19 protein-coding genes are annotated in these 23,534 nt (G+C 65.9%); 7 read left to right on the plus strand and 12 right to left on the minus strand.

Annotated elements, in window-relative coordinates; all coding sequences use genetic code 11:
- Positions 1-104 precede the first annotated feature (104 nt).
- Positions 105-1,250, plus strand: a complete 1,146-nt coding sequence (locus ABNS06_RS05765; RefSeq protein WP_348673156.1) for a L,D-transpeptidase family protein — start codon at positions 105-107, stop codon at positions 1,248-1,250.
- Positions 1,251-1,288: 38 nt separating this feature from the next.
- On the opposite strand, the gene ABNS06_RS05770 is transcribed toward ABNS06_RS05765, so the two are convergent.
- The 3 genes from ABNS06_RS05770 to ABNS06_RS05780 all read right to left on the minus strand — a co-directional run bounded on the left by ABNS06_RS05770 (position 1,289) and on the right by ABNS06_RS05780 (position 3,066).
- A complete protein-coding gene (locus ABNS06_RS05770; RefSeq protein WP_348673157.1) occupies positions 1,289-1,654 on the minus strand; it encodes a hypothetical protein in 366 nt (121 codons plus the stop codon).
- Between the two features lie 112 nt (positions 1,655-1,766).
- Positions 1,767-2,411: a thiol:disulfide interchange protein DsbA/DsbL gene (locus ABNS06_RS05775; RefSeq protein ID WP_348673158.1), complete on the minus strand. Its 645-nt coding sequence runs from the start codon at positions 2,409-2,411 to the stop codon at positions 1,767-1,769.
- Between the two features lie 19 nt (positions 2,412-2,430).
- Positions 2,431-3,066: a c-type cytochrome gene (locus ABNS06_RS05780; protein ID WP_348673159.1), complete on the minus strand. Its 636-nt coding sequence runs from the start codon at positions 3,064-3,066 to the stop codon at positions 2,431-2,433.
- Between the two features lie 81 nt (positions 3,067-3,147).
- Between ABNS06_RS05780 and yihA the strand changes: the two genes are divergently transcribed.
- On the plus strand, positions 3,148-3,768 hold the full coding sequence (gene yihA, locus ABNS06_RS05785) for a ribosome biogenesis GTP-binding protein YihA/YsxC (protein ID WP_348673161.1): 621 nt from the start codon (positions 3,148-3,150) through the stop codon (positions 3,766-3,768).
- A 274-nt stretch (positions 3,769-4,042) separates the two neighbouring features.
- Here yihA and polA read toward each other — a convergent pair whose 3' ends face one another.
- From polA to ABNS06_RS05805, 4 genes are all read right to left on the minus strand, one after another.
- Complete coding sequence (gene polA, locus ABNS06_RS05790; protein WP_348673162.1) at positions 4,043-6,751, minus strand: DNA polymerase I; 2,709 nt, start codon at positions 6,749-6,751, stop codon at positions 4,043-4,045.
- Complete coding sequence (gene lysA, locus ABNS06_RS05795; RefSeq protein WP_348673163.1) at positions 6,748-7,998, minus strand: diaminopimelate decarboxylase; 1,251 nt, start codon at positions 7,996-7,998, stop codon at positions 6,748-6,750. The genes polA and lysA overlap by 4 nt, the downstream gene beginning before the upstream one ends.
- A 116-nt stretch (positions 7,999-8,114) precedes the next feature.
- Positions 8,115-9,080, minus strand: coding sequence for a DUF1207 domain-containing protein (locus ABNS06_RS05800; protein WP_348673164.1), 966 nt, complete (start codon positions 9,078-9,080; stop codon positions 8,115-8,117).
- Positions 9,081-9,254, minus strand: a complete 174-nt coding sequence (locus ABNS06_RS05805) for a hypothetical protein (RefSeq protein WP_348673165.1) — start codon at positions 9,252-9,254, stop codon at positions 9,081-9,083.
- Between the two features lie 62 nt (positions 9,255-9,316).
- Between ABNS06_RS05805 and ABNS06_RS05810 the strand changes: the two genes are divergently transcribed.
- From ABNS06_RS05810 to ABNS06_RS05820, 3 genes are all read left to right on the plus strand, one after another.
- A complete protein-coding gene (locus ABNS06_RS05810) occupies positions 9,317-9,997 on the plus strand; it encodes an alpha/beta fold hydrolase (RefSeq protein ID WP_348673166.1) in 681 nt (226 codons plus the stop codon).
- Positions 9,998-10,145: 148 nt separating this feature from the next.
- Positions 10,146-13,121 carry a parallel beta-helix domain-containing protein gene (locus ABNS06_RS05815; RefSeq protein ID WP_348673167.1) on the plus strand — a complete coding sequence of 992 codons (2,976 nt, stop codon included), beginning with the start codon at positions 10,146-10,148 and terminating at the stop codon, positions 13,119-13,121.
- A gap of 309 nt (positions 13,122-13,430) precedes the next feature.
- Positions 13,431-16,286 (plus strand): parallel beta-helix domain-containing protein, encoded by a 2,856-nt coding sequence (locus ABNS06_RS05820; RefSeq protein WP_348673168.1) that lies wholly within the window; start codon positions 13,431-13,433, stop codon positions 16,284-16,286.
- Positions 16,287-16,341: 55 nt separating this feature from the next.
- On the opposite strand, the gene ABNS06_RS05825 is transcribed toward ABNS06_RS05820, so the two are convergent.
- Entirely contained in the window at positions 16,342-17,772 is a 1,431-nt protein-coding gene (locus ABNS06_RS05825) for a wax ester/triacylglycerol synthase family O-acyltransferase (RefSeq protein WP_348673170.1), read from the minus strand.
- Between the two features lie 145 nt (positions 17,773-17,917).
- Positions 17,918-18,805, minus strand: a complete 888-nt coding sequence (locus ABNS06_RS05830; RefSeq protein ID WP_348673171.1) for an EcsC family protein — start codon at positions 18,803-18,805, stop codon at positions 17,918-17,920.
- A 103-nt stretch (positions 18,806-18,908) separates the two neighbouring features.
- On the opposite strand from ABNS06_RS05830, the gene ABNS06_RS05835 reads away from it, so the two are divergent.
- Positions 18,909-19,685, plus strand: coding sequence for an NRDE family protein (locus tag ABNS06_RS05835; protein WP_348673172.1), 777 nt, complete (start codon positions 18,909-18,911; stop codon positions 19,683-19,685).
- Between the two features lie 5 nt (positions 19,686-19,690).
- Here the strand turns inward: ABNS06_RS05835 and ABNS06_RS05840 are convergent, their stop codons facing one another.
- On the minus strand, positions 19,691-20,446 hold the full coding sequence (locus tag ABNS06_RS05840) for a pteridine reductase (RefSeq protein ID WP_348673173.1): 756 nt from the start codon (positions 20,444-20,446) through the stop codon (positions 19,691-19,693).
- A gap of 41 nt (positions 20,447-20,487) precedes the next feature.
- Here ABNS06_RS05840 and ABNS06_RS05845 point away from each other — a divergent pair, with 41 nt between their 5' ends.
- Positions 20,488-21,282, plus strand: coding sequence for an undecaprenyl-diphosphate phosphatase (locus tag ABNS06_RS05845; RefSeq protein WP_348673175.1), 795 nt, complete (start codon positions 20,488-20,490; stop codon positions 21,280-21,282).
- 18 nt (positions 21,283-21,300) lie between these two features.
- Here ABNS06_RS05845 and ABNS06_RS05850 read toward each other — a convergent pair whose 3' ends face one another.
- Together ABNS06_RS05850 and ABNS06_RS05855 are read right to left on the minus strand one after the other, a co-directional pair.
- A complete protein-coding gene (locus ABNS06_RS05850) occupies positions 21,301-23,280 on the minus strand; it encodes a TonB-dependent receptor (protein ID WP_348673177.1) in 1,980 nt (659 codons plus the stop codon).
- Positions 23,277-23,534: c-type cytochrome (locus ABNS06_RS05855; protein WP_348673178.1), on the minus strand; the 258-nt coding region annotated here is incomplete at its 5' end. The genes ABNS06_RS05850 and ABNS06_RS05855, both read right to left, overlap by 4 nt.

Raw genomic sequence — 23,534 nt, forward strand, 5'->3', positions numbered from 1 at the left:
CGCGTGCGCAAGCGCCTGGAGATGCGTCCGGTTGACGGTGAATGGAAAATCTATCGCGAGACGGTCGTCGCCGAGCTGTGAGGCGCCTCCTTCTCGGTCTCCTGTTGATCGCGGGACCGGTCGGAGCAAATCCCGGCCTGCTGATGCCGGCGACGGCGCCGGAGGCCCATCTGCTGGTGGCCCTGGATCACCTCAACGCCGGTCGCGCGGATGCCGCGCTGGCGAACCTGAGCCTGCTCACCCGGCAGCAGCCTGATTTTCGGCTGGCGCAGTACCTGTACGCGAACCTGCTGGACGCGCGATCCGGGCGTCCCGCGCGGGAGCTGGCCCCCGACACCGGTGCGATGATCGCCAGCCTGCGCAGCGAGGCGCAGCGTCGCTGGGCGCACCGGCTGGGGCGCGGCATGAACGGGCTGATTCCGCAGTCGCTACTGACGCTGCCGCGCAAGTTTCGCTATGTCGTCGTGGTCGACCTCAGCGCCTCGCGGCTGTACGTGTTCGAGAATACGCCCGAGGGTCTGCGGCTGGTGCGTGACCATTACTCGTCCATTGGTCGGGCGGGCATCGGCAAGGAAGTCGAGGGTGACGGTCGCACCCCCGTGGGCATCTACCACGTGACCGAGTATCTGGACGGCAAGGCACTGCCAGACCTCTACGGCGCTGGGGCGTATCCGGTGGACTACCCGAATGCCTGGGATCGTCGCCTCGGGCGAACCGGCTACGGGATCTGGGTGCATGGCGTGCCCAGCGACACCTTCAGCCGCGTGCCGCTGGCCAGCGAGGGCTGCGTGGCCCTGGCGAATGTCGATTTCAGGGGCTTGGCGCCGTTCATCAAGCCCGGCGAGACGCCGGTGGTGCTGGTGGATGCGATCCAGTGGGTGCGGGAATCCGATTCCGATCTGCTGGCGGCCTCGTTACGCAGTCAGGTGATGCAATGGCGCCGGGACTGGGAGTCGCTGGACACCGATGCCTACCTGGCTCACTACGCGGAGGATTTCTCCGCCGAGGGAATGGATCGCGCCGCGTTCGCCGAGCACAAGCGGCTGGTCAACGGTGCTCGATCGTTCGTGCAGATCGAGATCAATGACCTGGAGCTCTACCGGTATCCCGGTGTGGAGGAGCTGCTGTTCGTCGCCAGATTCCGGCAGCAATACGTCAGCGATGATCTGCTGCGCGAAGCTACCAAGTCGCAGTACTGGCGACTGACGCCGGACGGTCGCTGGGAGATCGTCGAGGAAGCGACGGGCTGACGCCGAGCGCCGGGGCGAGAGGCCCGGGCCCGGTGGCCTCAGTTCAGGACGCGGTACCCGCGGCCCCGCAGGCAGTTCTTCACCACCTGATCCTTTTCCTGCGCGCCCCGCGCGGTGCCCTTGGCGCCCCCGACGACGGCGCCGGCACCGGCCGATTGCTTGGCGGTGCTGCTGTTGCCGAAGATGCTGCCGATCAACGCGCCGATCGCGGCGCCGCCCAGCGCTCCGCCGGCCGCACTGCGCCCGACGCTGACCTGGTCGGCGTATTGCTCGCATTGCGCCAGGTCCTGCGCGTACTTCGCCTGATCAATGCCCTGCGTGTCGACGATGGGTCCTCGGCTGGCGCAGCCGACGATGAGCAGCGCGGATGTCAGGGCGAGCAGGGAACGAATCTGGAGTCGCATGGCGGAGCCTCCGTCGTTGAGCAGGGTTCACGTGCTCGCAGTGTCTCACGAAAAAGCCCGCACGCGGCGGGCTTGATCGGGTTGCCGCGCCGTGGCGCGTCAACACGGCGGATCAGCGTTCCTTGGTGATCAGAAAGTCGGTGACCTTCAGCATGTCATCGAAGCCGCCGGCGTAACGGCCACTGGTCATGTATCGACCGTTGACGACAATCGCCGGGACTCCGGTCACGCCGAACTGCCGGACCAGTTTCTCGGCGCGGCGCACCTTGTTCTCGACCGCGAAGCTGTTGAACGTGGCATCAAACTTCTCGCGGTCGACGCCCTGATCCTCGAACACTTCCGCGATCTGTTCCTTGGAATAAAGGCTTTTACCTTCCTGATGGATGGCCTTGAATATCGCCGGATGCACCTTGTCGAGCACGTCAAGGGCTTCCGCGGTGTAGTACGCGCGTGAGTGGTTCAACGCCTGGTCGCGGCCCAGCGAGGTCGGGACCCGGATGAACTCCACGTCGCCAGCCAGGTCGGCTTCCCAGTCGTGAACCATGGGATCGAACCGGTAGCAGTGATTGCAGCCGTACCAGAAGACTTCGGCCACCTGAATGGTGTCCGAATCACCAAGCGCTTCCGGCTGTGGAACCGACTTGTAGTGCTGACCTTCGTGGTAGCGCAGCGGGCCGTCCTGCGCGCTGCAGGCGAGCGGGAGAGTGGCGATCGCGACGAGCGCGACGGCGCTCGCGAGAAAGCGTTGCTTGAGCATGGTCTGTAGCCTTTTGAACTTACTGGAGTCCGGCGACGTAACCCGCGAGCGCTTCGATTTCGGCGTCCGTCAGTTCCTGCGCCACCGCTGTCATCATCTGACCATTGGCCGAACTGTTCCGTTCCCCGGCCCGGTAGGCCTTCAGCGCGGTGGCCAGATAGGTGGCGTGCTGGCCACCGATGTGCGGCCAGCCGGCAGCGTCGTTGCCCTGACCCTTCGGTCCATGGCAGGCGAGGCAGGCGGGAATGCCGCGCTCGGCGTCACCGCCCCGATAAAGCGGCTCGGCGACTTCGATGGACTCTTCGGAGCCCGCGCCCGGCTTGAACGTCTGCGCGGAAAAATGCGCCGCCAGATTCGTCATGTCCTCGTCCGACAGGTTCATCACCTGACCGGCCATCAGCGCGTTCTGGCGTTCGCCGGCCTTGTAGGCCTGCAGGGATGACTCGAGGTACTTGGCGGATTGGCCGGCGATCTTGGGCCATTCCGGATTCACGCTGTTTCCGTCCGGGCCGTGGCAGGCCGCGCAGGCGGCTGCCTTCTGGGCGCCGGCTTCGGCGTCGCCCTTGGCGAGACTGTGGGAGTCGTCCGCCGCGAAGGCGGATCCGGCCAGGACCATCGCCAGGGCGGCGGCAGAAGTGCGCAACACGTCGATCATGGGTTCAAGGGCTCCTGCTGGCGGCGAACTGAGCGCGCCGGAAAAGACATATCATTGGAATCGCCCTATTGTAGCCTACCGATGAACGACGAAAGAACCGCGTACGCGAGCAAGCTGCTTGCCTCCGCCCGTTTCGAGTGCTCCGCCGCCGCGCTGCGTCAGGCGCCAGCCCCGGATCGTCCCGAGATCGCCTTCGCGGGGCGCTCGAACGCCGGCAAGTCCAGCGTGATCAACGCGATAACCCGCCAGAAGTCGCTGGCCCGCACCAGCAAGACGCCGGGGCGCACGCAGCTGCTGAACTTCTTCCATCTGGGTCACGAGGCGCGTCTGGTCGATCTGCCCGGCTACGGCTTCGCGAAGGCGCCCGACTCGGTCCGGCGGGACTGGCATCGCATGATCGAGGGTTACCTGCAGTATCGGGACGCCCTGGTCGGGCTGGTCGTGATCATGGACACGCGCCGTCCGCTGACCGACACCGATATCCAGATGCTCGAATGGTGCGCGGCGCGGCCGTTGCCCTGCATCATCCTGCTGAACAAGGCGGACAAGCTGTCGAAGGGCGCGGCCGCTGCCGCCAAGCAGCAGGTGATTCGTGCGATCGATGGCGCCGCGACCGTGCTGGCCGTGTCCGCGCGAACGGGGGTGGGGATCGATGCCGCGAAGCTCGCGGTGGTGGATTTGCTGCTGCCGCAAACCGTCTGAAGGGACGGCGGGCAAAAAAATCCCCGGCGGGTCCGGGGACGACCTCGCCGGGGAAGCGGTCTCGGCTTGGGGGAGCCGATCGCTTGTTTCCGCCCAGGGAGTGGAGGCGGAGAGCGCTGGGGAAAGCGCTCACGGAATAAGACCCGGCCCCCATCCCGAAGTTCATTTCGTTGCGAAATTCCTCTAAATTTCTCAACCCATTGAAATTGAAAGAGATTCCGGGGAATTCGGGCATCCATTCATCGGTTTCGATGGGCCGTTCGTCGGCGCCGGATCAGCCGTGCGCCTCGTCCCAGTTCGCGCCGATTCCGAACTCGGCCACGAGTGGGACGGAAAGCCCGTTTCCGACCGCTTCCATCCGGCCCGCCAGCGTCTTCGCCAGATCCTGCGCCTCGGCGTCCGGAATCTCGAAGACCAGCTCGTCATGCACCTGCATGATCATCTTCGCGGCCGAGCCCTGCTGCGCCAGCCAGCGATCGATATCGATCATCGCCTGCTTGATCAGATCGGCGGCGGTGCCCTGTAGCGGTGCGTTGATCGCCGTGCGTTCCGCGTACTGGCGCGCCTGCTGGTTGCGCGCGCGGATGTCCGGCAGGTACAGCCGGCGGCCCGCAAGGGTCTCGACGTAACCCTGTTCCTTGGCGTCGGCCTTGCAGCGTTCCATGTAGTCCTTGACGCCCGGGTAGCGGGAGAAGAACGCGTTCATGTGCGACTGCGCCTCGTCACGCCCGATGTTCAGGTTGCGAGCGAGACCGAAGGCGGAGATGCCGTAGATCAGGCCGAAATTGATCGCCTTGGCGGCGCGGCGCTGCTCGTCGCTGACGGCGTCCAGCGCCAGCCCCCAGACCTCGGCCGCGGTGTTGCGATGGATGTCGCGGCCGTCGACGAAGGCGGCGATCATCGATTCGTCGCCGGAGAAGTGGGCCATCAGCCGCAGCTCGATCTGCGAGTAGTCGATGGCGACCAGCTTGTGGCCTACCGGCGAGACGAAGGCCTCGCGGATGCGGCGGCCTTCCTTGGTGCGGATCGGGATGTTCTGCAAGTTCGGTTCGGAGGACGACAGCCGACCCGTCGCCGCCACCGCCTGGTGATAGGACGTGTGGACGCGGCCGGTAACCGGGTTGATCCGCTCCGGCAGCTTTTCGGTGTAGGTGGAGCGCAGCTTCGCCAGGCCCCGCCAGTCCAGGATCATCTGCGGCAGCGGATGTTCCTGCGCCAGCTCGGACAGCACGTCCTCGGCCGTCGACGGCTGTCCCTTGGGCGTCTTGCGCTTGACCGGCAGGCCCAGGCGGTCGAACAGGATGTCCTTGAGCTGGCCGGGAGAGTTCAGGTTGAACTCGCCCTCGGCGGCGGCGTAGGCCAGTTGCTCCAGCTCCCGCATCCGTTCCGCCATCTCGCGGGTGATGGTCTGCAAGTGTTTGGCGTCGATCAGCACGCCGTGGCGTTCCACCCGGGCCAGGACCTGGATCAGCGGCACTTCCAGCGACTCGAACACCGCCTTCTGGCCGGCATGTTCGGACAGCTGGCTCCACAGCGCCTGATGCAGGCGCAGGGTGATGTCCGCGTCCTCGGCGGCGTAGGGGGTCGCCTGTTCCAGATCGATCTGGTTGAAGGTGAGCTGCTTTTTCCCCTTGCCGGCAATGTCCGTGAAGCTCGTCGTCTTCAGCCCGAGTACGCGTTCGGCCAGCGAATCCATGTCGTGGCGCCCGGCGGTCGGGTCGAGCACGTAGGATTCCAGCATGGTGTCGTAGTTCACGCCTTGCAGCGCGATGCCGTGGTGCGCCAGCACATTGATGTCGTACTTGATGTGCTGACCGACCTTGGCGGGGGACTCGGCTTCCAGCACCGGGCGCAGGGTGTCCAGCACCATCTGGCGATCGAGCTGGTCGGGAGCGCCCAGGTAGTCGTGCGCCACCGGGAGGTACCAGGCCTCGCCCGGCTCCACCGCGAACGACAGGCCGACCAGCCCGCCGGTGATCGCGTCCAGCGCGTCGGTCTCGGTGTCCAGGCAGATTAGTTCGGCGTCTTTGAGGCGCGCGAGCAGCGCGTCCAGGTCGTCCTGCGTCAGCACCGTGTGATAGGTCAGATCACTGGGCGCATCCGGCGTGGCGGGCGCGTCGCCTGGAGCGTCATCGTCGAGATCGGCCAGCCAGCGGTGAAAATCCATGCGCCGGTACAGCTCGCGCAGCGCGTCGGTATCCGGTTCGGACCGCGTCAGCGCATCGAAGGCCAGTGGGAGCTCGACATCGCAGCGGATGGTCGCGAGTTCGCGAGATTTCGGCAGCTGCTCCAGATGTTCGCGCAGCGACTCGCCGACCTTGCCGCCGATGTCGTCGGCGTAGGCGATGACGCTGTCCAGATCGCCATGGGCGTTCAGCCACTTGGCGGCCGTCTTCGGGCCAACCTTGGGCACGCCGGGAATGTTGTCCGAGGTGTCGCCCATCAGCGCGAGCAGATCGATGATGCGTTCCGGGCCCACGCCGAACTTGTCGACCACGCCGGCCGGGTCCATGCGCTTGTCGTTCATCGTGTCGTACAGCACGACCTGGTCGCTGACGATCTGCGCCATGTCCTTGTCGCCGGTCACGATCACCGTGTTCCAGCCGGCGGCCTCCGCCTGTTTGGCCAGTGTGCCGATCACGTCATCGGCCTCGACGCCGTCGATTTGCAGAATCGGCAGGCCCAGGGCGTCGATCATGCTGCGGATCGGTTCGAACTGGTCGGACAGATCCGGCGGAACCGGCGGCCGGTTGGCCTTGTAGTTGGGGTCCAGCTCGTGGCGAAAGGTCTTGCCGCGCGGATCGAAGATCACCGCGATGCGGTCCGGCGCTTCGGTGGCGAGCAGCTTGCGCAGCATGTTGCCCATGCCGAACACGGCCCCGGTGGGTTCGCCGCTGGAGTTGGTCAGCGGCGGCAACGCATGAAACGCGCGGTAGAGCCAGCTGGAGCCGTCGAGCAGATAAAGCGTGTGCGCGTCGCTCATGCCGGCAGGACCAGTTCGCCGCGCCACAGATCGGTCAGTGCTTCGCGGGCGCGGACGAGGTGGACCTGGTCGTCGTCGACCATGACTTCCGCGGCACGCGGGCGGGAGTTGTAGTTGCTGCTCATGGTGAAACCGTAGGCGCCCGCCGAGCGGACGGCCAGCAGGTCGCCGGCGGCGATGGCCAGGTCACGGTCGCGTCCCAGCCAGTCACCGGATTCGCAGACCGGGCCGACGATGTCGTAGCGATGCATTGGAATGTCATCACGGGGCTGCACCGGGACGATGTTCTGCCAGGCGTTGTAGAGCGTGGGGCGGATCAGGTCATTCATCGCCGCGTCGACGATCGCGAAGCGCTTTTCCGGCTGTTGCTTCAGGAATTCGACGCGGGTGACCAGAATGCCCGCGTTGCCGGCGATCGCGCGGCCGGGCTCGATCAGGATCTCCAGCCCCCGGTCCGCCAGCTTGTCGCGGATCGCCTCGGCGTAGGCCTGCGGCAGCGGTGGTTCCTCGGCCTGATAGCGAATGCCCAGTCCGCCGCCGAGGTCCAGATGCCGGATGGCGATGCCGCGCTCGGCGAGCCGGTCCAGCAACACCAGCAGGCGGTCCAGGGCGTCGATGAACGGCGGCAGCGTCGTCAGCTGCGAGCCGATGTGGCAATCCAGCCCGAAGATATCCAGCGCGGGCAGGTCGCGGGCGAGATCGAAGGCGCGGTCGGCATCACCGATGTCGATGCCGAACTTGTTGTCCTTGAGCCCGGTGGCGATGTACGGATGCGTGCCGGCGTCGACATCCGGATTGATGCGCAGCGACACCGGGGCGCGCACGCCATGGGCGGTGGCGACGGCGTTCAGGCGCTCCAGTTCGGGCAGTGACTCGACGTTGAAGCACTTGATGCCCACCTCCAGCGCCCGTTCCATCTCCGCGGCGGTCTTGCCGACGCCGGAGAACACGGTCTTGGCCGCGTCGCCGCCGGCTTCCAGCACCCGTTCGAGTTCGCCCACCGAGACGATGTCGAAGCCGGAGCCCAGTCGTGCCAGCACGTTGAGCACGCCCAGGTTGCTGTTGGCCTTGACCGCGTAGCAGACCAGATGGTCGAGGCCCGCGAGCGCCTCGTCGAACACGCGGTAGTGGCGGGTCAGCGTGGCGCGGGAATAAATGAAACAGGGCGTGCCGTGTGCGGCGACGATGTCGGGCACCGGGACGGCTTCGGCGTGCAGAACGCCGTTGCGCAGGTTGAAGTGGTCCACGTCGGATTGTCCGGGGTCAGTGAGCACCCGACCGGGTGGCTCGCGCCGGCCGGCCGGGTAGTCTAAAGAAAATGCCTGTCTGGTGGCAGCTACGCGCGTATTCGTTAGCGCCCTGCCTAGAAGCGCTCGAAGAACAACGCGATGCCCCAGTAGCTCGCGTTCTGGTTGAAAAACTGGCCGAACGGGATGGGGCCCGTGAAACCCTGGAGCGCCAGGGTCAGCGCATTGCGCTTTCCACCGTCGGAGATGAAGCGCAGCCCGCTGATCAGGCGTGCCTGTGCGTCTGATTCGAAAGCCTCGGTCGTGGTGACGTTGGCGATCGTGATCCAGTGGGCCGCGCCGAGTACAGGATCGGGGCTGATGTATTCCACGCCGACGCTACCGCCGATGTTGCCGATCTCGTCCAGATCGGAGGCGATCACGTAGCCGGCGCTTGCATAGAGCCGCCAGCCCGCGCGCGGGCGGTGGTCGATCATCAGGTCCAGGGCCTCGTAGGACAGGTTCTTGCGCTCCGGGGCGTCGCCGCTGAGCAGGAACTCGTCACCGAGATGCGAACTCTGGTGCAGCAGGCGGCCGCGCGCGCCCCAGCGCCCGTTGCTCCACATCACCGGTATCGCGAGGAAGTAGTCGGTGTTGATCAGGTCGTCCGACGAGGTGCTCATGTTGAATTGGGACTGCGTGGACGCCATCAACCCGACCTGAGTCACCGCGCCGGCGCGCTTCCAGCCATGGAACACGTATTCCAGCCCCAGCTTGCCGTGGCCGAGCGTGGCGGTATCCCCATTGCGGCTGAAGCGTGAGAACGACAGCTCGTTGACCGCTTCCGCGGAGACCGCCATCAGCGGTTTCACCGCAGGCTGTGTGGGTAGCCAGCCGACGCGTGGGTCCGAGGCCGCCAGCGCGCTTGACCCGATGCAACACATCAGCAAGAGCAGCGGTATCGCAAATCGCGCAGGTCGGCTGACGCAGCTCGGCGGCATGAGCGCGGTGGTTGCGATGGCCGGCCGGGTGGTGGAGCGCCTGGCCGGGCGGCGTTCGTTCCTCGAAGGTGACACGCTCGCCCATGGCCGGCTGCGCATCATTCAGGGTGTCTCGGCATCATCCTGGTCCGTCGTGTCCGCGGTCGTGGGCGCCGTGGTCTCGGTCGTGCGGTCACGTGTCTCCCGGTCGGGAGAGTCTCCGGGCCGCACCAGGGGGCCCATCTGGCCGCAAGCCGTCATCAGTGCGGCCCCCAACAGCAACGTGATCAGCCGCATGAGCTTGTCGGCCTCCAATGGCCTCATCAACAATGAGCCCCCAGTTTATCGAAAGCACGCACATGGCCCATTTCCAAGACGACTCCGTTGTGCTCGAACCCGACCGCGCCGCCGACGCTTGCGTGATCTGGCTGCATGGGCTGGGGGCCGACGGCAATGATTTCGTGCCCGTCGTGCCGATGCTGGGGCTGCCGGCCGGGCATGGGGTGCGCTTCCTGTTCCCGCACGCGCCGGTTCGGCCGGTCACGCTGAACATGGGCATGGCCATGCGGGCCTGGTACGACATCAAGTCGCTCACCGCGGAAGGGCGCGAGGATGCGGAAGGCATTGCGGCATCCACGCGCCGCGTTGATGAGCTGATCGCCCAGCAACGCGAAGCGGGTATTGAACCCGGGCGGATTGTCATTGCCGGGTTCTCTCAAGGCGGCGCGGTGGCGTTGCACACCGCGCTGCGATACCCGATGCGGCTGGCGGGGCTGCTCGCCCTGTCCACGTATCTGCCGTTGCGCGACCGCCTGACGAGTGAGGCTCACGCCGCGAATCGCGATCTGCCCATCCTGATGATGCATGGCAGCTTCGATCCCGTGGTGTCGCCGGAGTTTGGGGCCGCGTCCAGGGATTTCCTCACCGAGGCGGGGTATGCGGTGGACTGGCGGACATATCCGATGGAGCACCAGGTCTGCCCGGAGCAGATCGCGGCGATCGGTGCCTGGCTGACTGAGCGTCTGCCGCAGACCGTGTAGCAACGCGTTGGGCTGTATTGCGCTGGGATGATTTTCCCGGCACGCAGCGTCGTGCTCAGGCATCCTATGGGACACGAGGGGCACCGTGATCGGTGGTCACGACCGGAAAAGCCCCCTGGATCTTGGTGCGAGTGAGGAGAAAAACCTGATGAATCAGCGCATGCTTGCGACGGCGGGGTTGTTGTTGGCCGCCTTGATGAGCGGTTGTGGCTCGAGCAGCCAACCTGGGAATGCAGCGGACGGCGGGTCCGACACGGTCGGTCGCACGTTCATCATCTCACCCGGGCCGGACGCCACCAGCGACATGGTCGCGGCCATGGTTCAGGCGCGGCCGAAGGACGAAATCCGGTTCGATTGCGGCTACTTCGAACTCGAGACGGGTTTTCAGCTCACCAACACCGAAGACGTGCTGGTCAAAGGCTGCGGCATTGACGACACCGTTCTCTCCTTCAAGAACAGCCAGGCGCAGGAAGGCTTTCTCGCCATCAATGTGCGGGGGCTGGTCGTCGAAGACCTGACCGTTCTCGACTCGCCGGGTGATGCCTTCAAGCTCAAGGGGGTCAACCACGGCACACTGACGCGGGTGCGCGCGATGTGGTCCAGTGGCCGCCTCACCGAGGATGAGGACACCATCACCGCGGACAACTACGCCGACAAACTGAACGTGACCTGCGTGAATCCGCAGCGCTCCGCCGATGGGAGTCAGGACATTGGTGCCGGCGAGCCCGGTTACCGCGTGTCGGTCGCCTCCGGCCGGTATGGCATTTATCCGGTGGAATCCGAGAACATTCTGGTGCAGCACACCGAATCGGTGGGCGCGTCGGATGCCGGTATCTATGTCGGCCAGACCGACAACACCATCATTCGCGACTCCCGCGCCGCGTACAACGTGTTCGGCTTCGAGATCGAGAACGTGCGTGGCGGCGAATACGTCAACAACCTGTCGGAGTGCAACACCGGCGGGTTCCTGGTCTACGACCTGGATGGCCTCACGCGCTACGGCAAGGCCACGCGGATGTATGGCAACGTCGCCGTCAACAACAACACCTACAACTTCGCCGAGCCCGGCACGCTGGTCTCCAACGTGCCGCGCGGCGTGGGCATGATCACGCTGGCCTACGACAAGCTGGATATCTTCGAGAACGAGTTCCGCGATAACGACACCGCAGGAATTGTTCATACCAGCTACGAACTGTTCGGGCCGCCTGGTGACCGGCGCCTGGACATGTACGGCGAAGGCGTGCGGATTTACAACAACGTCTTCTCCAACAACGGCAACAACCTGCCGCCGCCTGATGTCGCCGCGATCATCGAAACCGGCGGAGAGCAGGTGACGTCGGCGTTTCCCACGCTTGTCGGGCTGAAAAACCAGGCCGGCGGGGATCAATACCGCGGCGGCCATATCCTGTGGGACGGCTATGCCGATGTGCTGGATGCCGATTGTCCGTACCCGACGGACAATCAGGGCCAGCCCATCCCGCAGGATGCGGAGGGTCGGCCGATCCAGGGCAACCAGTATCCCAATCCGGATTGTCGCTACAACGCGTACAAGTTCGATGATGAAGGCACGCGCATCAAGCCGACCTGGTGGTTCTCTTGCATCGATGCGGATAACGACTTCGCCGATGACAGCCTGACTTTCGCCAATTTCCACGGGACGGAAGGCCTGGAAGCGGTGTTCCTCGCCGCGGGCGGAGATCCCAGCGTGCTGCTGGATCCGGCCGCGCTGCAGGAGATCATCGCAGGCGTCCAGGATTTTCCATCGAGTTTCGACATGGCGGATCACGACTGCCCGACGGCCTATGGCAGCAATCTGCCACCACTGCCACCGGTCGTGATTCCACCGTTCGTGCCCTCGGGTGACGTCGACCCGGCACCCACCGCGGAGGAGATTGCCTTGCTCTGCGATGCGGATGTGCCGGTGGGACAGATCAACGCCGCGGCCTTCAAGGTCAATTGCCCGACGCTGGACCAGTACCACCTGTTCAGCGATCCGGCGGACCCGCTCAGCCTGCCAAACGGTCGCGGATTGCCCTTTACCCTGAACAGCAAGCTGTTTACCGACTACTCCACCAAATACAGGGTGGCCTATCTGCCTGACGGCATGGCGGCGCAGTACCGCGACACCGATGACGGCGTGAATGCCACGATTCTGTTCCCCGTGGGCACGATCATCGCCAAGACCTTCGCGTTTGCCGACGAGACGGCCGGGACCGAGATCGCCGCTGAAACCCGTTTGCTCATCAAGCGTCAGCGCGACGATGGGCAGGTGTACTGGGATGGCCTGGAATACATCTGGACCGAGGTCGACGGTGAGCGCGTCGCCGAGCTGAAGCTGGGGGGCGGTTCGGCGTCCGTGAGCTGGGACTACACCGACGTCGACAGCGGGGTGCGCCACACCGGTTCGACGGCGAACTACCTGTTCCCCAATGCCAACCAGTGCATCACCTGTCACGGCAACAACGATGTCGAAACGGGCGCTGCGCCGATTGGTCCCAAGCCACGCAATCTCAACCGCGCCTACCGGGCGGATTCCGCGATGGCGGCCGCACGGCCCCAGCACGCGGTGGATGGCGTCAATCAGATCGCCTTCTGGTGTGACAACGGTTTCCTGACCAACTGCCCGACCGACCTGGGTGTCGATCCCGCGACTCAGGTCGCCTCCAACGTTGAGCATCTGCCGATCTTCAATGTGCCCGGCGATGCCGGTTTCCCCGCGGGCTCGGACGAGGACATCGAGGCCCGCGCCCGCGCCTACATCGAGATCAACTGCGCGCATTGCCACAACGCGCAGGGCCAGGCATCGAACACGGGCTTTTACGTGGACTGGGCGCGTCCGGTCGACGGTGTTTACGGCATTTGCAAGGGGCCAACGGCGACGGGCACCGAGGGCCGTGGCGGGCGTTCGGTGGACATTCACCCGGGCGACGCGGCGGATTCCATTGTTCCGTATCGCATCGGTCCCGAGGCGGACACCATTGCCGCGAGAATGCCGCCGATCGCGCGCAGTGTGGTGCACGACGAAGCTCATGCCCTGCTGGTGGAGTGGATCGATACCGTCATCGACGATAGCTACGCCAACGCGGATGCCTGCGGAGGTGGTGGACTTTTTGCGAGTCGCTGACCAGGCGACACCACCGAAAAAAGGGGCGCCTTGGCGCCCCTTTTTTCGTCTGAGGGCCGGTTTGGTCCGGACAGACGGTGAGCCAAATTTACTAACCGGCGTGCCGTCATCTGCGTGTAACGTTAAGTGAGAGCTAAATATTCTGAATCTGGCTTTCTCTTGCTCTGAAGTCCACGCCCATCTGAATCGGGGAACCGCATGACCCACTCATGTCGCCTTCTGGTCGGCCTATCGACCGTGCTTCTTCTGTTGTCCGCTTGTGGCACCAGCAGCCCGCCGAGTGACAGCACGGGCTCGTCGGAAGGGCGCGTGTTCTTCATCGAACTCGGCCCGGAAGCCACCGGGCAGATGGCCAGCGCGATGGTTCAGGCGCGTCCGAAGGACACGATTCAGTTCGATTGCGGCTACTACGAACTGGAAACCGGTCTGTCGCTCGCCAACACCGAGAACATCCTGATCAAGGGATGCGGCATGGACGAGACCATTCTCTCGTTCAAGAACAGCACCTCGCAGGAAGGCATTCTCGCGAGCAACGTGCGCGGCATCACCGTGCAGGACCTGACGGTGCTGGATACGCCCGGCGACGGCATCAAGCTCAAGGGCGTGAATCACGGCACGCTGACCCACGTGCGCACCATGTGGTCCAGCGGTTTCCACACGGATGACGAGGACCTGATCACCGCGGACAACTACGCGGAGAAGATCCACGTCGCCTGCACGGAGCCGCCGCGCAACGAGCGGGCTGCATCGCCCGATTACACCGTCAGCGTGGCCGCGGGCCGCTATGGCGTGTATCCGGTCGAGTCCGAAAACATCCTGGTCGACCACGCCGAATCGATCGGCGCGTCGGATGCGGGCATCTACGTCGGGCAGACGGACAACGCGATCATCCAGAACTCGCGTGCCGCCTACAACGTGTTCGCATTCGAGATCGAAAACGTCCGCAGTGGCGAGTTCATCGACAACCTCGCCGAATGCAACACCGCCGGTTTCCTGGTCTACGACCTGGACGGCATCACCCGCTATGGCAAGTCCACGCGGGTACACGGCAACATGGCGCGCAACAACAACGTCTACAACTTCGCCGAACCGGGCACGCTGGTATCGGACGTACCTCAGGGCATCGGGCTGATGACGCTGGGCTACGACAAGATCGAGATCTTCAACAACACGTTCAAGGATCACGACACCGCCGGCATCGTGCACACCAGCTACGAGGTGCTCGGCGAACCGGGCGACCGTCGTCTGGACATGTACAGCGAAACGGTCAACATCTACGGCAACACCTTCGAGAACAACGGCAACCGTCTGCCGCTCCCGGATCTGCAGGCGATCATCTCCAGCGGTGGCGACCAGATCACGTCGGTGTTTCCGATGCTGATCGGCCTGAAGAATCTGGCGGCGCTGGGGCGCTATGCCGGCGCTCACATCGTTTGGGACGGCTACCTGGATGACTATGACCCGGAGTGCCCGTATCCGGTCGACTCCAATGGTGACCCGCTGCCGCAGGACGAGCAGGGCAAGCCGATCTCGGGCAACCAGTACCCGAACCCGGATTGCCGCTACAACGCCTACAAGTTCGATGACCAGGGCGAGCGCATCCTGCCCGAGTGGTGGTCGTCCTGTATCGCCGACGACAACGTCTTCGCCGACGACAGCCAGACCTACGCGAATTTCCACGGTCTGGATGGCCTGGAGGCGCTCTTCCTGCTGCTGGGCGGCAACATCACCGATCTGCTGAGTGTCGACGGCATCGTGGACATTCTGTCCGGCATCGCGAACTTCGCATCGGACTTCGACATGAGTCCGCATGATTGCCCGACCGAGTACGGCAAGCCGATGAAGCACCTCGACCCCGTGGTGACCCCGCCGTTCGAACCGTCCGGCGCGGTGGACCCGGCACCCTCGGCCGAGGAAGTCGCACGCCTGTGCAACGCCTCGGTGGGCAGCGGCCAGATCAACAGCAAGGCGTATGCGGTCAACTGCCCGTCGCTGGGTCAGTACCATCTGTTCGCCGACCCTGAAGATCCTCGCAGCACCCCGAACGGTCGCGGTATTCCGTATGTGTTGAACAGCAAGCTGTTCACGGACTATTCGACCAAGCACCGCGTGCTGTTCCTGCCTCCGGGTGAGAAGGCGCACTACCGTGACACCGCGGACGGCGTGAACACGTCGATCCTGTTCCCGGTCGGCACGATCATCGCGAAGACCTTCGCGTTCGCCGACGAGACCACGGGCGTCGAGACCCCGGCGGAGACGCGTCTGCTGATCAAGCGCGCACGCAACGACGGTCAGGTCTACTGGGATGGTCTGGAATACATCTGGACCCAGGAAGACGGTCACTGGTCGGCGCATCTCGCGCTGGAAGGTGGATCGACCGCCGCCTCCTGGGACTACACCGATGTCGATAGTGGCGTGCGCCACACCGGCTCCACGCAGGAGTATCTGTTCCCGAACGGCAGCCAGTGCGTGACCTGTCACAGCAACAACGACGTCGAGCCAGGTGCATCGCCCATCGGACCGAAGCCGCGCAACCTGAACCGCGCCTACGAGAGTGAATCGCCGATCGACTCGGGGCAGGCACACCATTCGGTCGCCGGTTACAACCAGGTGGTGTACTGGTGTGAGAACGGCTACATGGACAACTGTCCGGACGACCTGACGGTGGATCCGCAAACCCATGTCGCCACCGCGATCGAGCATTTGCCGATCTACAACGTCCCGGGTGACTCCGGATACGCGGCAGGTTCTCCCGAGGATATCGAGGCCCGTGCCCGCGCCTATCTGGAAATCAACTGTGCGCATTGCCACAACCCGCACGGCCAGGCTTCGAACACGGGGATGTATGTCGACTGGTACCGTGACGTGAACGGCGTGTACGGCATCTGCAAGGGGCCGACGGCGACCGGAACCGAAGGTCGCGGCGGACGCTCCGTTGACATCCATCCGGGCGATGCGTCGGATTCCATCATCCCGTATCGAGTCGGGCCGGACGCGACGACCATCGCCGCGCGGATGCCGCCGCTGGCACGCAGCGTGGTGCACATGGAAGGCTACGAACTGCTCGTGAACTGGATCGACAACGTGGTCGATGACAGCTACGAGGACGCGGATGCCTGCACCGGCAGCGGGTTCTTCGCCTTCCGGGCCGCGCTTTCGCAGTAGCGCGCAGTCCCGAACGAAAAGAGGGCGCCGATGGCGCCCTCTTTTTTTGTCCGGGCTAGCCCGTTTTTCGCTTGCGTGTGGTCGAAGGCTTCGACGCCGATCGGGTCATCAGCAGGGTTTCCAGCTCTTCCAGCGCCTCGCCGGTGTAGACCGACAGACGCTGCATGTGCGGCAGCGTGTCGCGCGCGGCGGTGAAGCCGAAGTTCAGCTTGCCCGCGTAGGACAGACAGGTGATGTTCAGCGCCTGGCCGTGTGTCACCAGCGACACCGGGTAGACGCCCTCGACCCGTGCACCGTTGAAATACAGCGGTTTCTTCGGGCCCGGTACGTTGGAGATGGTGATGTTGAACACCGGCCGGGTCCGGCCGCCGAGGCCGGTGACCAGTGAGCCGATGAATGGCCCCATCAGCATCAGCGTGTAGCCGTCGATCTGCTTGCGGGTCAGTGTCTGCAACTCGCCCTTGGCCTTGCTGGTCGAGGCGTGGATGGCCTGCAATCGCAGTAGCGGATCGGCGATGTCCGTGCCCAGCGTGGACAGGATGAAGCTGATCGCCGTGCCCACCTGCATGTCGCCGGCCGGTCGGACCGACACGGGAATGCCCGCGGTCAGCGGCTTGTCCGGCAGCGCGTTGGACTCAAGCAGGAAGCGCCGCAGCGCGGCGCCGCAGATGCACAGCACGACGTCGTTGAGCGTGACGTCCGCGGCCTGACAGATCTTCTTCAGCCGCTCGAGTTCGTACTGCTGCGTGCCGAAACGCCGTGGTGGCGAAATGCGCCGGTTCAGCACCGACTTCGGCGAGTCGTAAGGTGACGTCAGCGCGTTTTCCCGGTTGCCCGCCGCGCTGACCAGATGGGCGACGGTCTTGCCCAGGCCGGCGGCACTGCGCGCCTTGGAGCGGGTGCTCGCCAGGGCCGCGGCGGCCCAGCCCGTGGGGCTTAGCGCCGCATCGGCGTGTCGTTCACGCTTGGGTTCCGTCGCCGCGCGTCGTGACCACGGCGGCGCCATGTTGCGTTCGCGCGCGCTTTCCGAGAACGAGCGCTGCATGATGCGCACGCCGGCGACGCCGTCGACCAGCGCGTGATGCATCTTCGTGTAGATCGCGAAGCGGTCCTTCTCCAGCCCTTCGATGATGTGGCATTCCCACAGCGGCCTGGTCAGATCGAGCTGGTTGGCGTGCAGGCGAGAGACCAGCACGCCCAGTTCGCGCTCGCCGCCGGGCTCGGGCAGGGCCGAGTGCCGCACGTGGTATTCCATGTCGATGTCGTGGATTTCCTCCACCACCGGCAGCACGTTTTTCAGTGGCGACTGGCGGATGCGCAGGTTCCACGGCGGTACGAAACTGCGGGCGCCCTGGAACTCGTCGACAAGATCGCGCAGGTAACTGGGCGCCGCGTTCCGGGGCTTGGACAGGATGACCAGGGTGGCCACGTGCATCGGTGTGTCACGCGAATCGACGGTCAGCCAGGCAGCGTCTAGCGGCGTCATGCGGCGCATGTTTCTCCTCCCGTATTGGCGTTCTTGTTGGAGTGTTCGCGGCGCGCGGGGCAGGCCGTTGGACCGTGCCGCAAGCGCGTTGCGTGCCGTGAAATCCTGCGCTCTCGGGGGGCTTGGCGCAAGCGACGAGGCGGGCTCAGGGTCCGGACCGTTCGTCCGTCGGTGGTGCTGGCAGCGCGTCCATGTGCGTGCAGGCGATCGCGGACTGCGGCCCCCAGTGGCCCAGACGCCAGGCGAGGAACGCGAAGCGCGTGTTGCGCGCGAGATCGTAGACCGTCCACGCGTTGACCGAGCCGCCGACCACCGCGCCCAGCACCGGGATGGCCGCGGCCGACTTGCGCTTGGCCAGATTCCATCCGAGCTGACGGCCAAGATTGGACATCGAGAACGTCACTGCGCGCTTGGTCAGTTCGCGTTCTGAGGCGCGCTCCAGCCCTTCGCGCCATGCGGCTTCCAGCAGGCTGGCCATGGGCGTACCCGGCGTCGTGCGCGACAGTGCCTCGATCGCCGCCTGCTTGTCCTCGGGTGTGTTCGAGGAGGACAGGGCGAACAGGCCGATGGCGAGCATGCGTCCGGCCTCCCCTTCCAGCGGCAGGCCGTAGGCAAGGCCGGTGCGGTGGATGGTGCGCAGGCAAAGCGTGATCAACGCCGGGATGTCCACGGCCATCAGCGCGGCGCCGCCCAGGCCGGTGGTGGCCCCCAGCGTTGCCGCGGCGGCCATCGCCTCGCGCTGGACCCGCTGGCTGAGCCTGTCTCCGAGGTCCAGCGGCGCGGCGCGCAGGCTTTCCACCGAATCGGCATTCGCCCAGCGCAGCACGGTGGCGGTGGATGAGGAGCGTAGCGCCAGGTCGTTCGCGGAGTTCAGGGCCATCTCGATCAGGCTCGTTGGCACCGCACCCCGGAAGTAGCGTGCGATGCGGCCGCTGCTCTGGCCGAGCCCGCGCACGCCGATGCCGGGTGGCTGCCGCTCCCAGTTGCGCACCGCAGCCAGACGTGTCTCGTCGGAGATGGCGTCATCATTCATGACCGCACTCTACAAGGGAAAGTGGAAAGCGTTCACGCGCGGGAGGTTGACATCGTCCCGGCGCCTCAGAATCCTTGCGCGCCGAATCATTCTGGACGCGGCCATGTGCCTGATCGCTTTCGCCTGGCAACCGGACCAGGCCCGCCCTCTGGTCGTAGCGGCCAATCGGGACGAGTTTCATGATCGTCCCGCCGCCGCCATGGACTGGTGGGACGACGCGCCGGACATCCTGGGGGGGCGTGATCTGCGTGCCGGCGGCACCTGGCTTGGAAGCTCCCGGCGAGGTCGCTTCGCCGCGCTGACCAATTACCGTGAAATGCAGCAGACCGCCGAGGGCGCGCCGTCCCGGGGCGCGCTGGTCGCCGACTTCCTGCGCGGCAGCCTGTCGCCGCGGGACTATGCGGCGGGGGTCGATCTCGAGCGCTACGCCGGTTTCAGCCTGCTGATGTTCGACGGGCGCGAATTCTGGTTTCTCGCCAACCGCGAGTCCGCGGGCCTGCAACGCATCGAGCCGGGGCTGCATGCGCTGTCGAACGGCGCGCTGGATTCACCCTGGCCCAAGGTGCGGCGCGCCCGTGAGGCGCTGGATGCCGCGATGGGGTCGGATCGTGGCACGGCGGCGTTGCTGGACATGATGGGGCAGACCGCACCCGCCGAGGATGCGGCGCTGCCGGACACCGGTGTCGGGATCGAGCTGGAGCGTTTCCTGTCGCCGATATTCATCCGTGGCGAGAACTACGGCACCCGCGCCAGCACCGCGTTGCGCTGGGGCGCGGACGGACGGGTCGAGATGGCCGAGCGTCGTTTCGGGCCGGACGGCGAGGCGCTGGGAGAATCTCGCATCGAGTTCCGGTCCGAGTCCCAAGGCGGCTCCAGGTAGCGCGGTCAGGCGCGGGACTTGCCCCCGTCCACGGCGATGATCTGCCCGGTTACATAGGCGGCCTCGTCGCTGGCGAGAAACGCGACCATGTGCGCGATCTCCTCCGGCATGCCGGTCCGCTGCATCGGGACCGGTGCGGCCGAGCTGCGCTCCCAGGTATCGACATCACCATCGAACTCGGGCGGCGGCAGTATCGTGCCCGGCGCCACGCCGTTGACGCGGATCGCTGGCGCCAGCTCCACCGCCAGGGACCGGGTGATGGCATCCAGCCCGGCCTTGGCCGCGCAGTAGGCCGAGTAGTCCGGTCGCGGATGCTGGGCGTGAATGTCCACGATGTTGATCACGCTGCCGGCCGATTCGGTCAGATGCGGGCGGGCGGCCTGGATCAGGAACAGCGGTGCCCGGAGGTTGGTGGCGATCAGGTCCTCGAACGCTGCTTCGTCCAGGCGGCCCATCGGCGTCGGGTAGAACGTGGAGGCGTTGTTGACCAGCAGGTCCAGCCGTCCCCAGCGCTCGACGGTGGTGTCCACCAGGTCCCGCAGCGCCGACACCCGGGCGACATCGGCTTGCGCGGTCATGGCCGACCCGGGGCGGTCGGTGTTGAGCCGGCTGCTCAGCGCCTCGGCTTCCTTCGACGAGCCTCCATAGTGGACAATGATGCGATATCCCCTCCGATGCAGCTCCGTGGCGATCGCGGCGCCCAGCCGCTTGGCTGCGCCGGTGATCAATGCGACCGGTGCGTTTTCGACTTTCTGATTCACGGGAGTGAGTTGATGTTTCGACGGATGACAGGCGCCCGAGTATGACGTGGCTGCAGATCATATTGCTGGCCGTTGTACAGGGCATCACCGAGTTTCTGCCGATCTCCAGCTCCGCCCACCTGATCCTCGTGCCCGTGCTGCTGGGCTGGCAGGATCAGGGGCTGGCCTTCGATGTCGCCGTTCACGTGGGTTCGTTGATCGCGGTGGTCGGCTATTTCCGGCGCGATGTCTGGTCGGTGAGCGGGGGCACATTGGCCTGGGCCGCCGGCCGCGGCATGAATCCGGAGGCGCGCCTGGGTCTGCTGGTGGTGCTCGGGACGATTCCGGCCGGGCTGGCCGGTCTGCTGTTCAAGGACTGGATCGAGGTCTATCTGCGCAGTCCGCTGGTCATCGCCGCGACGACCATCGGTTTCGGCCTGTTGCTGTGGTGGGCCGATCGCAGGCGTGGTGGACGTGGGACGCAGGACATGGGCTGGGTCGACGGCCTGTGGGTCGGCCTGGCCCAGGCCCTGGCGCTGATTCCCGGCACCTCGCGGTCCGGCATCACCATGACCGCGGCGCTGTTCCTGGGTCTTGAGCGCGAGGCGGCGGCCCGCTTCTCGTTCCTGCTCGCCATTCCGCTGATCCTGCTTGCCGGCGGGCTCAAGACCCTGGATTTGCTCAAGATGGATGGTCCGGTGGACTGGGCCGCGATCGTGGGTGGAACCGCGCTGAGCGCGGTGAGTGCCTACGCCTGCATTCATCTTTTCCTCGGGGCCATCAATCGGATGGGCTTCGCGCCGTTCGTGGCCTACCGGCTGGCGCTGGGTGCGTTGCTGCTGATTCTGTTCCTGTAGGGGAACTCCCGCCCGGGCTCAGAACGCGGCCTCCAGGCCGGCATAGACGTGTCGGCCGGGCGCCGGTTCGAAGTAGCGACCACCGAAGGCATTGATGCGGACGTTGTCGGCGTAGTCGATGTCGCCAAGATTGTTGACGCCCGCGCGCAGCGTCCAGCGCCGCTTCGCGTCCAGCGGCAGCGAACCGCCGAGGTCGAGCAGCGCGTGGCCCGGAACGCGGGTGCTGTTGGCGTCGTCGGCATAGAGCTCACCGATGAACCGACCACGCAGACTGAGCAGGGTGGCGCCCGGCGCCCAGCTCACCGTCAGATACCCGTGCTGCCGCGGGATGCCCGGCTGGCGGTTGCCGGCGAAGTCCATCCCGTCTCGCATGTAGTCATCAAATTCGAACTGGCTGAACGTGTAGCCGGCGTGGGTCGACCACCGCGGCGTCAGTTGCTGCGTCCACGCAAGTTCGACACCGTCTCGCGAGGAGCGGCCGCTGTTGCGGTAGAACGTCCGGCCCGGCTGGTCGTCACGCTCGAACGGCACCAGTTCGTCGCGCAGTCGGGTCGTGAACACCACGATGCTGTATGAAGCCGACGGGGTGAGTCCGCTGACGCCCAGTTCGGCGGCCGTGGCGCGGGCCGGGTCGAGGTCGGGATTGAAGCCGCCGCCGTCCGGGTTGGCCAGCTCGGTGGCGGTAGGGGACTCGAAGGCGCTGGCCACGCGCAGGGTCAGGCGGTGGTCGGCACCCAGTTCGCGGGCGAGCTGAGCCGACCAGCTTGTCGCGTCGAAGTCGCGATCACCGGAGTCGTCGCCGTCGCTGCCGAAATGGTCGTCCACCGCGATGCGCAGATGATCCAGGCGCAGGCCGAGATCGAGTTGCCACCCGGGTCCCAGCGGGCGTTCGGCGGCCAGGTAGAGTCCGGAGCCGGTCGCTGTCTCGGTCTGATCCAGCGCCAGATCGCCGCGCACGCCACCGTCGAGGTTGTCATAACGCCGGCGGGCATCGCGCTGGTGTTGCAGATCCAGGCCGGTGGTCAGGTCCCAGCCCGCGGTGGTGGTTGTCAGCGTGCCGCCGAGACCGCCGAAGCGTCGGTCGAAACTCACCTGCCCACCGGATTCGAAGGGCAGGCGGTTTTCGAACAGTCGCTGCCCGGCGAAGCCCTGCAACGACCAGGACGCGGTGCGTGTGGTCCGCAGCCAGCGGCCGCTCAGGCGCTGCTGGCGGATGCGCTCGCCGGCATCGAAGCGCAGGTTGTTCGCCGCGGCCTGTCCGGGATCGTCATCAACCTGGGCGCGGGTCAACGAGCCCGGGTCCTGAGCGGTGACGTCCAGCGCGCTGGCGTTGAACTTCACCCGGCCGTTGGCCAGCCCGGTCCGGCTGCGGGCGTTAAGCCGTCGGACTTGGCTGTTGGCGTGATCACGCGCGCCGTCCAGGCGTTGCTCTCCGAGCGCCAGACGCGCGGACGTGTCCGCGCCCAGGCCGCCGCCCAGCGTCGCGCGCCAGCGGCGCAGCCCCAGCTCGCCAGCGGTGATTCGAGCCCCGGTCTCGAAGGACTCGGGAGGATCGGCGGTCTCGATGGCGATGACGCCGCCGGCCGCGTTGCCGAACAGCGCCGCGGCCGGACCGCGAATCACGTCGATACGTTCCACGGCCTCCAGGTCCAGCACGTCGAGCTCGGTCTGCCCGTCGGGCAGCGTCAGCGGGACGCCGTCGACCAGTACCTGAATCCCGCGCACCCCGAACGCGGCCCGGGCGCCGAAGCCGCGAATCGACGGCCGCAGGCCCTGGGCGAGGTTGTAGCGGTTCTGCGCGAACACGCCAGGCACCTGTTGCAACCAGGTGTCGAGGCTTAGCGCATCCGAGGTTTCGGCCGCGCTGCCGTCGAGCTGCGTAGACGACGGCGGCGCCGGTTCGGCGTCACCACTGACGATCAGAGGATCCAACTGGAGTGTCTGGGCGGTCACGGTGGCGGATCCGCTCAGCAGCAGGCAGGCGAGCGCTCGCCTCATTCGGTCGTCTCGGCGCGGGCGGCGGTCAGGTCGTGCGCGCGCTTGATCAGATACTGGTGAATCACTGCAATCTGCTCCGGGGGCAACAGGTGGGCGAAGGACGGCATGCCACGTGAGGCTCGGGCGCCGGCGACGATGGGGCCGAACTGCGCATGTGTCTCGGCATCCAGGTAGCGCAGGTCCGGGACCAGGCCGCTGCTGATGGCGGAGGCGCCGTGGCAGCCCGCGCAGACGCCATGGTAGAGCTGGCGGCC

The organism is uncultured Abyssibacter sp., from assembly GCF_964000955.1.
Classification (GTDB): domain Bacteria; phylum Pseudomonadota; class Gammaproteobacteria; order Nevskiales; family OUC007; genus Abyssibacter.

Coding starts and splice junctions, on each gene's coding strand:
- ABNS06_RS05850 (WP_348673177.1), bottom strand. CDS start 23,280: ATGAGGCGAGCGCTCGCCTGCCTGCTGCTGAGCGGATCCGCCACCGTG.
- ABNS06_RS05800 (WP_348673164.1), bottom strand. CDS start 9,080: ATGATGCGCAGCCGGCCATGGGCGAGCGTGTCACCTTCGAGGAACGAA.
- ABNS06_RS05770 (WP_348673157.1), bottom strand. CDS start 1,654: ATGCGACTCCAGATTCGTTCCCTGCTCGCCCTGACATCCGCGCTGCTC.
- ABNS06_RS05815 (WP_348673167.1), top strand. CDS start 10,146: ATGAATCAGCGCATGCTTGCGACGGCGGGGTTGTTGTTGGCCGCCTTG.
- yihA (WP_348673161.1), top strand. CDS start 3,148: ATGAACGACGAAAGAACCGCGTACGCGAGCAAGCTGCTTGCCTCCGCC.
- ABNS06_RS05775 (WP_348673158.1), bottom strand. CDS start 2,411: ATGCTCAAGCAACGCTTTCTCGCGAGCGCCGTCGCGCTCGTCGCGATC.
- ABNS06_RS05805 (WP_348673165.1), bottom strand. CDS start 9,254: ATGCGGCTGATCACGTTGCTGTTGGGGGCCGCACTGATGACGGCTTGC.
- ABNS06_RS05835 (WP_348673172.1), top strand. CDS start 18,909: ATGTGCCTGATCGCTTTCGCCTGGCAACCGGACCAGGCCCGCCCTCTG.
- ABNS06_RS05780 (WP_348673159.1), bottom strand. CDS start 3,066: ATGATCGACGTGTTGCGCACTTCTGCCGCCGCCCTGGCGATGGTCCTG.
- ABNS06_RS05845 (WP_348673175.1), top strand. CDS start 20,488: ATGACGTGGCTGCAGATCATATTGCTGGCCGTTGTACAGGGCATCACC.
- ABNS06_RS05825 (WP_348673170.1), bottom strand. CDS start 17,772: ATGACGCCGCTAGACGCTGCCTGGCTGACCGTCGATTCGCGTGACACA.
- ABNS06_RS05810 (WP_348673166.1), top strand. CDS start 9,317: ATGGCCCATTTCCAAGACGACTCCGTTGTGCTCGAACCCGACCGCGCC.
- polA (WP_348673162.1), bottom strand. CDS start 6,751: ATGAGCGACGCGCACACGCTTTATCTGCTCGACGGCTCCAGCTGGCTC.
- ABNS06_RS05830 (WP_348673171.1), bottom strand. CDS start 18,805: ATGAATGATGACGCCATCTCCGACGAGACACGTCTGGCTGCGGTGCGC.